Source organism: Synechocystis salina LEGE 00031 (assembly GCF_015207985.1).
GTDB classification, from domain to species: Bacteria; Cyanobacteriota; Cyanobacteriia; order Cyanobacteriales; family Microcystaceae; genus Synechocystis; species Synechocystis salina.
Window position 1 is genome coordinate 1 of sequence record NZ_JADEVV010000088.1, and the last position, 8,032, is coordinate 8,032.

The 8,032-nt window shown below is 51.2% G+C and carries 3 protein-coding genes and 1 pseudogene; all 4 read left to right on the forward strand.

Going from position 1 to position 8,032, the window contains the following annotated elements; genetic code table 11:
• Positions 1 to 1,878, forward strand: a 1,878-nt coding sequence (locus IQ217_RS18300; RefSeq protein ID WP_194021319.1) for an FAD-dependent oxidoreductase, incomplete at its 5' end; no start/stop codon positions are given.
• A gap of 227 nt (positions 1,879 to 2,105) precedes the next feature.
• Positions 2,106 to 7,355: a translocation/assembly module TamB domain-containing protein gene (locus IQ217_RS18305; protein ID WP_194021330.1), complete on the forward strand. Its 5,250-nt coding sequence runs from the start codon at positions 2,106 to 2,108 to the stop codon at positions 7,353 to 7,355.
• A gap of 103 nt (positions 7,356 to 7,458) precedes the next feature.
• A pseudogene (locus IQ217_RS19565) lies at positions 7,459 to 7,581 on the forward strand (IS1/IS1595 family N-terminal zinc-binding domain-containing protein); the annotation flags it as partial.
• 195 nt (positions 7,582 to 7,776) lie between these two features.
• Entirely contained in the window at positions 7,777 to 7,947 is a 171-nt protein-coding gene (locus IQ217_RS18310) for an ATP-binding protein (protein ID WP_228024281.1), read from the forward strand.
• Positions 7,948 to 8,032 lie beyond the last annotated feature (85 nt).

The window sequence follows — 8,032 nt, forward strand, 5'->3', positions numbered from 1 at the left end:
ACCCTGGGAGGGGCCATTGGTTATTCCCGCTTAGCTAAGCCCCAACCCGCTCGATACCATAGCGATCGCCTAGATTTACCGCAATATTTATCCCAACCCAAGTCCGTGGTGGTGGTGGGGGCCGGTTTGGCTGGTTTAGCTTCAGCCTATGAACTAAGCAAGCGGGGCTTTAAGGTTACCCTGTTGGAAAAATCACCCAATTTGGGCGGTAAGGTGGCGGGCTGGCCCATCCAGGTGGGGGAAGAAACCTTTCAGATGGAGCATGGTTTCCACGGCTTTTTTCCCCAGTATTACAACCTCAAAAGCATTGTTAACGAGTTGGCGATCGCCGATAATTTCCGTTCCCTGGATTTCTACTCTTTGGTGTTTAAAGAAGGCTACGAGCCGGAGGTATTTCGTCCGAGCCATTCCGCCTTTCCCTGGAACATTGTTGATCTGACCATTTCTTCCCCCAATCGGTTGCGCTGGGGCATTAATTTAACCAAGCCTTCCCATTGGCAGGTTTTTCGGGCCATTACGGGATTCCAAATTCCCAAAAGCTATGACCAACTGGATGGCATCACTGTCAGTGATTGGGTGGCGAAGGGATTTCCCCAGGGTTTGTACGATCTTTACTTTCTGCCCTTTGCCAAATCTAGCTTGAATGCCCCCGATGTATTGAGTGCGGGGGAATTGATGCAGTTTTTCCACTTTTACTTTTTCGGCAATCCTGAAGGCCTAGCTTTCAACGGCACCAAGGACGACATGGTGACTAGTTTAGTCATGCCCATGGTGGAGTCCATCAAAGCCCATGGAGGAGAAATTATCACCGAAGCCACCGTTAGTGCGATTAACTGTGATCAAGGTTTAATCCAATCTCTCCAGTATGTGCAGGGGGATGATCCCGTCAGCGATGTGCCCTTTACTGTGCCCCGCAATGAGTTGCTCTCCCAGGCAAGCCCGGGGGAGGATGTTTATTACGGCGCTGGCGATCGGGTTTATTGGACTAAGCCAGAAGGAAAAGAAGCTTTATCCCTCACCTGTAGTCACCAGGGTTGTACCGTTGCCAAACAGGAAAACGGCCAATTCATCTGTCCTTGCCATGGCGCTGTGTATGATGCCGATGGTCAAGTGATCCAGGGGCCGGCCAAACGTAACTTGGCCAAGTTTGCCGTTAAACCGGGGAGCAGTGCCAAGGAAGTACAGTTAGTTTCCCGCAGCAAGGGTAAACCAGCGGAGCAAACCCTCAAGGCAGATTATTATGTGCTGGCGGCGGACGTGGTGGGCATGAAAAACCTGGCCGATCGCCTGGAGGGAGATGTTAGTCCCCAATTGGTGCAACAAGTAAAACAATTAGCCGTGGCGGATCCCTTTGCGGTGGCCCGGTTTTGGTTTGACCAAGATTTTGAATGGGCCCACAGTAATTTTGCCTCCCTGTCCGGTTATCGTTTGACCGATAGCATTACCCTCTATCACCGCATCCAAAATCAATTTATTGCCTGGGCAGAGCGCACCGGGGGCAGTGTGGTGGAGTTACACGCCTATTGTTACAAAGAGAAAGAGTTTCCTACCCAAGGGGATTTGTTAATCACCTTTGAGCAGGAATTGTACGAAATTGTCCCCTCCCTAGCCACTGCCAACCTGCTACATCGAGAATTGGTCAACCAAAAGAATTTTTCCGGGTTTCCTCCCAACAGCTACGGCGATCGCCCGGAGACAGAAACTGCGGTGGCCAATCTTTTGTTCGCTGGGGATTGGGTGAAAATGCCCTTTCCCTGCGGCTTGATGGAGCGGGCCATCAGCAGTGGATTATTATCGGCCAACGCCATCTGTCACCAAGAAGGTTTGCAACGGCGGGAATTGTTGACGGTGATGCCCGAGGGAATTTTGCAAATTTAGCCCCTGGGCCGTTTATGCCTGACAACATTGGTTGATCCACCGGCTTGGTTAATTCTCTCCGGCCAATTTCAACAGCGGAAAGCCTAGGGCCAGGGGAACCAGAGCAAGGTTCTATTCCGTCTCCCTGGGGTAGTGGTGGTGCTGGGATTAATCTAGTTTGCTCGGGATTTCGTTGGCTAGTGTTAGCCTAGCAGGGTGGTTGTGGGGATTAAATAGCACCTGAAATTATGGTCACCGATCGCCAAAAGTCTGAGTCCCCCTTGGGGTTGCCCCGGTTGGCTAAGCATTCCAGGGCGTTTTTTTCCTGCCCAATGGTGGTGGGCTTCGGCAGTGGTGTAGTGGTGGCGATCACCGGGGCCGCAACCTACGGCCATTATTGGGTACAGCGAAACGTCTCCCCCTTGGTGGGGCAAGCGGTGGAACATTTTTTAAATCGCCCGGTGGAATTGGGGCCATTGACCAGTGTTTCCCTCACCCATCTAGAATTTGGTGCCACTAGCATTCCGGCCACCCCTAGCGACCCCAACTGGGTGCAACTCCAGGGTTTAAAAATTAGCTATAACCCCTGGCAATATCTCCAAGATGAACATCTCGGGCTGACTATCACCGCAGTAGAACCCCAAGCCTATGTTGAACAGGGGCGATCGGGCCAGTGGTGGCATACGGAAATAGGAGAACTGACGGATGATTTTCCCTTTCAATTGGAAAAATTAATTGTTCGTCGGGGTCGGGGCACTGTGGTTAGTCGCAACGATCGCCAAGCGCTCAATCAACCCATTCAATTGCGATTAAACGATGGCCAATTTTGGCAAGAATCGAGCCAAGATATTTTCCATTTTCGCCTCCAAGGTCAACTATTACCCCTGGTGGAGCGCCGCAGTCGTCTACTGGTGGAAGGCAGTATTGACCCAGCCCAGGAAAGCTGGCAACTCCTGGTCAAAAGTCACCATTTACCCCTCATTCCCCTCAGGGAAATTTTGCCCCTGCCCCTGGATTTTCGAGGGGGTAGTCTGGATAGTGAACTGGCGATCGCCATTGAAGATCAACAACTGGTTTCCCTCGATGGGGAAGTAGATTTACACCAAGCTAGTCTGAAACTGCCCCAACTGGCCCGCCCCCTCACTGCCATTAATGGCCCCCTCATTTTCCAGGGTCGCAAAATTCAACTGGGGCAAGTGCAAGGACAATTGGGGGAAATTAAGGCTCAAAGTCGAGGTTACATTGATTGGCAAGATGGCTTCAACCTGGCGATCGCCACAGCGCCGTTGGCCGTTGGTAAAATTTTCCAGGGGTTACAGTTTCCCCCCGCCACTGTCCCCATTAGCGGTCAATTAAGTTCCACTGTGGCCATCCAAGGGCCATTGGAAAATCCCCAGATTAGGGTTGACCTGCAAAAAGCAGGCAAAAATCCCCTCCAGATCGAAAACCTCGCCCTACAGGATCTCCAAGCTCACCTCAACCTAGAAGGCGATCGGGTGGTGGTGAAAAATTTTCAGGCCCTACCCCGCAGCGGCGGCAACTTGAGCGGCTCAGGGCAAATTCAAGCCCAGAGGAAGGGTAATAAATTAGATTGGCAACCGTTCCAACTGCAAGTTCAGGCTGAAAATGTTGATGTGCAACCCTGGTTGGAGGGGGATTTAAGCGCCCCATTGCCCCCAGTGTTACCCCTATCAGGGCAAGCTCAAATCACGGGAAAATTATCCGAACCCCGTACTTGGCAAGCCCAGGCCCAAGGCAATTTTGCCCTAGCGGGGGGATTAGTTAAAACCGAAGACTTTGTTTACCAAGGGGGGCAATGGCAAGGCCATTTTCAACTGCAAAATTTATCCCTAGGGAATTTAGACACAGCATCAATCCCAGATAGTTTGAAGCAGGGTAAACTCCAGGCCCAGGTGTGGGCCCAGGGAAATCAACAATATCAGTCGCCGTTGCAATTACAGGGCCAAGGGCAAGTGACTTTACCCCAGGGTGCAGTGGCGATCGACCAATTTCAACTCCAGGGGAAACAATGGCAAGGGGTGTTTGCGGCGAAAAATATTGCCTTGGCAACCTTGCCCGGTATGGATGGATCCTGGTCAGGAACTTTAGCTGGCAACTGGACTGGTAAAGGGCACCTTGACCAACCCATGCACCAATGGAATTTGGCCGGTTCGGGGCAATGGCGCTCTCCCAAGGGAACGGTGGACATCCAACAATTTACTTTGGGGGAGGAAAACTTCACCGCCCAACTGAGCACGGAGAGCATAGATTGGCAGGCTTTGCGGATCAGCCAACCGGGGCAGGTGGCGGGGAAATTGAAGTTAACGGGGCAATGGACTGGGGAAACAGCTCAGTTAAAAAACTTAAAAGGAAATTTGACTAGCTCCCAGGGGTGGCAATTATTATCGGACCCCGTCACTGTGGCCTTTGACTGGCAGGGTTCCCAGCTTAAATTGAGCCAACTCCGTAGCAAGGGTTTGCAAGCCCAGGGAAATGTCCAAATTGCCATTGCTGACGTTAAACCTGGTTTTAATTTCCAAGCGGGAATAAAAGCCATGGACCTCCAGGTGGAAACCACAGGGTTACCCCTAGACAAAATCATTCCCGCTCCCCAGGCAGCTCCATGGTCGGGAAATTTAGATTTTAAGGGGCAGGTGACTGGCTCTGGCCCCCAACCCCAATGGCAAGGAGAATTGGCGGTGCACCGTTTGCAGTTAGGGGAGTTTAAGTTTGCGTCCCTTTTAAGCGGTGAGGTGAAAAAAGATCTGCAAGGCGTACAATTAGCTCTCCATGGGGAAGGAGAACAAATTCGCCTCAGTTTAGACCCTACACAACAACCCACAGCGGTGTTATGGGAGCGGGGCCCATGGCAACTAGCAGGGCAAAAACAGGCTAACCAGTGGTCTTTAACGGCCCGTTCTTTGCCTCTGGACGCTTTACAAAATAGTCTGCCCTTAGCCCTAACCCTTGTGTCTAATGGGGACAATTCTTTAACCGATTCCTTGGCAAAACTCCAGAGTCAACCTTGGGGAGGACAACTATCGGGGCATTTTCAGCTTGACCTGGCCGAAAAAACGGCGATCGCCACTAGGGTTAATATCCAGCAACCCCGTTGGGGCAATTTTAGTGCCCAGGATTTGGCTGGTAATTTTAGCTACGGCCAGGGGCAATTAACGGTGGACAGTGGTCGTTTGCGCCATGGCCAGAGTACGGTTTTAATCCAGGGGCAAGCTGATTTCCAAGGCAATCAACCCCAGTGGGGCGGGGAAATTAGTTTCCGTCAAAGCCGGATTGAAGATGTTTTAACGGCTCTGCAACTGTTCACCTGGGAAGATTTTGGTCGGGGTTTTCAGCCTCCCTCTTATGGCACAGCGAAGGATCTGTACGGTGCCATGGGGCAAGATTTGGACCAAGAAAATTTGCCGCCGTTGGTTAGTGTGGGCAATGCCCTGGACGACCTGGCGACTCAATTTAAGCAACTGGCCCTGAGTGAAACTAGCTTGACGTCAACGGAGACGAATCAGGACTCTTTACCAGATTTAGACCAACTGCAGGGACAATTGCAGGGCAAAATCACCGTGGAGAAACGGGGGGATTCTCCCCTGGCGGCCAACTTTAATTTGTTGGGCCAACATTGGCAGTGGGGCGACCATGGCCTGGAGCAATTGCAACTGGCAGGGCGCTGGCAGGGGGATAACCTCAGCCTTGCTCCCCTGGAATTACGCACTGGCGATCGATTTTTGCGGGTCACTGGGTCACTGAGGCCGGAGGGGCAACAGGGGCAAATTCAACTCCATCAACTACCCCTTGGCCCCTTGGCCAAAATTTTGCACCTCCCTGCCCACCTCGCTCCGGCAGGGGATGTATTTGCTGATTTTCGCCTCCAGGGTAGCCGGCAGAACCCCCAATTTCAGGGCAAAGTGCAGATTAAAGATAATCGTTTTGGCCCCTTGGCCCTGGAAAAAACCGAGGGAGATTTTAGTTACCAAGCCGGTCGTTTAGATTTTCAATTACAAAGTCTGGTTAATTCCCTCACGGAACCGCTGCAACTACAGGGCAGTGTTCCCTATGTCTTTCCCTTTGCCAGTCAAGCTCCCAACAGTAATCATTTTTCCCTGGCATTAAAGTTAAAAAATGACAGTCTGAAGTTGATTAACCTATTCAGCCATGGGCAATTAAGTTGGCTAGGCGGCCAGGGGGAAGTGGATTTAGCTTTGTTGGGCCGCCTTGATCCCTATAACCAAGCCCTGTACCAACTCCAAGGGTTGGGGGAAATTACCATCCAAAATGGGGCGATCGCCGCTCAGATGTTACCAGATAAGCCCCTAACCCAGGTCAATGCCAATATTGTGGCGGACTTGAATACGCTCCAGGTGACCAATTTAACCGGGCAAATCAGTGGCGGCAGTTTAGCCATGGTGGGCAGTCTACCCCTACAAAATCCCTTACCCAATCTGGACCAAGGTTTACAACTGAGCCTGAATAATTTAGCGGTGGATGTGCCCAGTCTGTACCAAGGAGCCCTGGGGGGATTGGTGCAAATTACCGGCACGGCGATCGCCCCCCAGGTGGGAGGTCAGTTAGCCCTGGGCAATGGCAATATTTCCGTGGGACAAACTCTGCCTGCTCTGGGTTCTGGTGCTCCTTCCCATCAAGGTTTGAGGTTCAACAATTTAAGCCTCGTGTTGGCGGAAAATGTCCGGGTGCAAAATTTACCCTTTCTCGATTTTGCCGCCAGTGGCCAAGTGATGCTGAATGGTACACCGCAAAATTTGCGTCCTGAGGGGGAAATTAAACTCAAAGGGGGCCAGGTAAATCTGTTTGCCAGCCAATTAAGGTTGGATAATAACCAAAATAACAGCGTTTATTTTCTGCCCCAGCGGGGTCTAGACCCCTATCTAGATTTATATTTGCTCAGTTCCGTCAGTGAAACAAGCCGCAACATCACCAACCACAGTCCCCTTTCTTCGGAGGTGCCAGAACCCTTCAGTGCCACCCAGGACAGCCTGCAAACAGTGCGCATCCAAGCCCACATCAATGGCTACGCCAGTGAAATCAACCAAAATATCCAGTTAACCAGTACGCCCCGGCGATCGCCCCAGGAAATCATTACCCTGCTGGGGGGCGGTGTGCTCAGTACCCTGGGCCAGGATAGTACCCAAACTACGGTGGGGCTAGCTAATTTGGCTGGATCGGCAGTGTTGGGGCCCGTCCAGGGACGCATTGGTGAGGCCTTGGGGCTAAGTGAATTTCGCATTTTTTCCACCCCCTTAATGAACGAAGGTGATCGCCTCCAGGGCAATCAAATCGGAGTAGCGGCGGAGGCTGGCATTGACATCACCCCCCAATTGGGAGTTTCGGTGCAAAAAATCATCAACTCTGATCGCCTACCCCAGTGGGGCTTGGAATACCGAGTTAACGACAGCACGGTGATCCGGGGTTCCAGCAATTTCCAAGACGACAGCCGGGGCATAGTGGAATTTCAAAAACGGTTTTAGCCCTTGCTAGCCGTAAGCTCCAAAATATTGGCACTGTCTGCTTAGGGAGTGAGAGCTAGAATGGTTACGCAGTATAAGGTTAAAAAAAATGAACTGTGTGTAATGTGAAAGTGAACGGGTAGTGAAAAATGGAAGAAAGAAGCTGAAGGCGGGACAGATAGTGCAAAGTTATTTGTGCAATGAATGTGGTCGTCGATTCAACGAGCGTAGCGGAACCCCCATGGCATGATTGAGAACACCAGGGTCAAAACCACTATGCCAAGGAACTAGAGGGATTACAGAGAGCCCTTAACGTACAGAGGTTACTACACAACTGGTTCCGTCCTCATGGAAGTCTGGAGAAAAATACCACTCCGGCTATGGCCATGGGCTTTATTGACCGCCCTGTCGAAATTGCAGAAATCCTTACCTGTAGAGGCTTTTGCCAATTCACTCCTTAAAAGAACAGTGCCATTATTTCCAGGTGCAAATTGTCGATGAAGGACGGGGCATTCCTGATTATGATCTGCCCAATCTATTCGAGCGATTTTATCAAGGCCATGGCGATCAATATCCCTCTTTCATCAAAATGGGTGAATTAGAATGGAGATAAAAGGCTGGAAAGCTTGGAGGGAGTATGACGAAGGTAAGAGAAGCGAAAAAGACAGTACAATGTGTAGACACGTATAGTGAACTGT

Coding starts and splice junctions, on each gene's coding strand:
- IQ217_RS18305 (WP_194021330.1), top strand. CDS start 2,106: ATGGTCACCGATCGCCAAAAGTCTGAGTCCCCCTTGGGGTTGCCCCGG.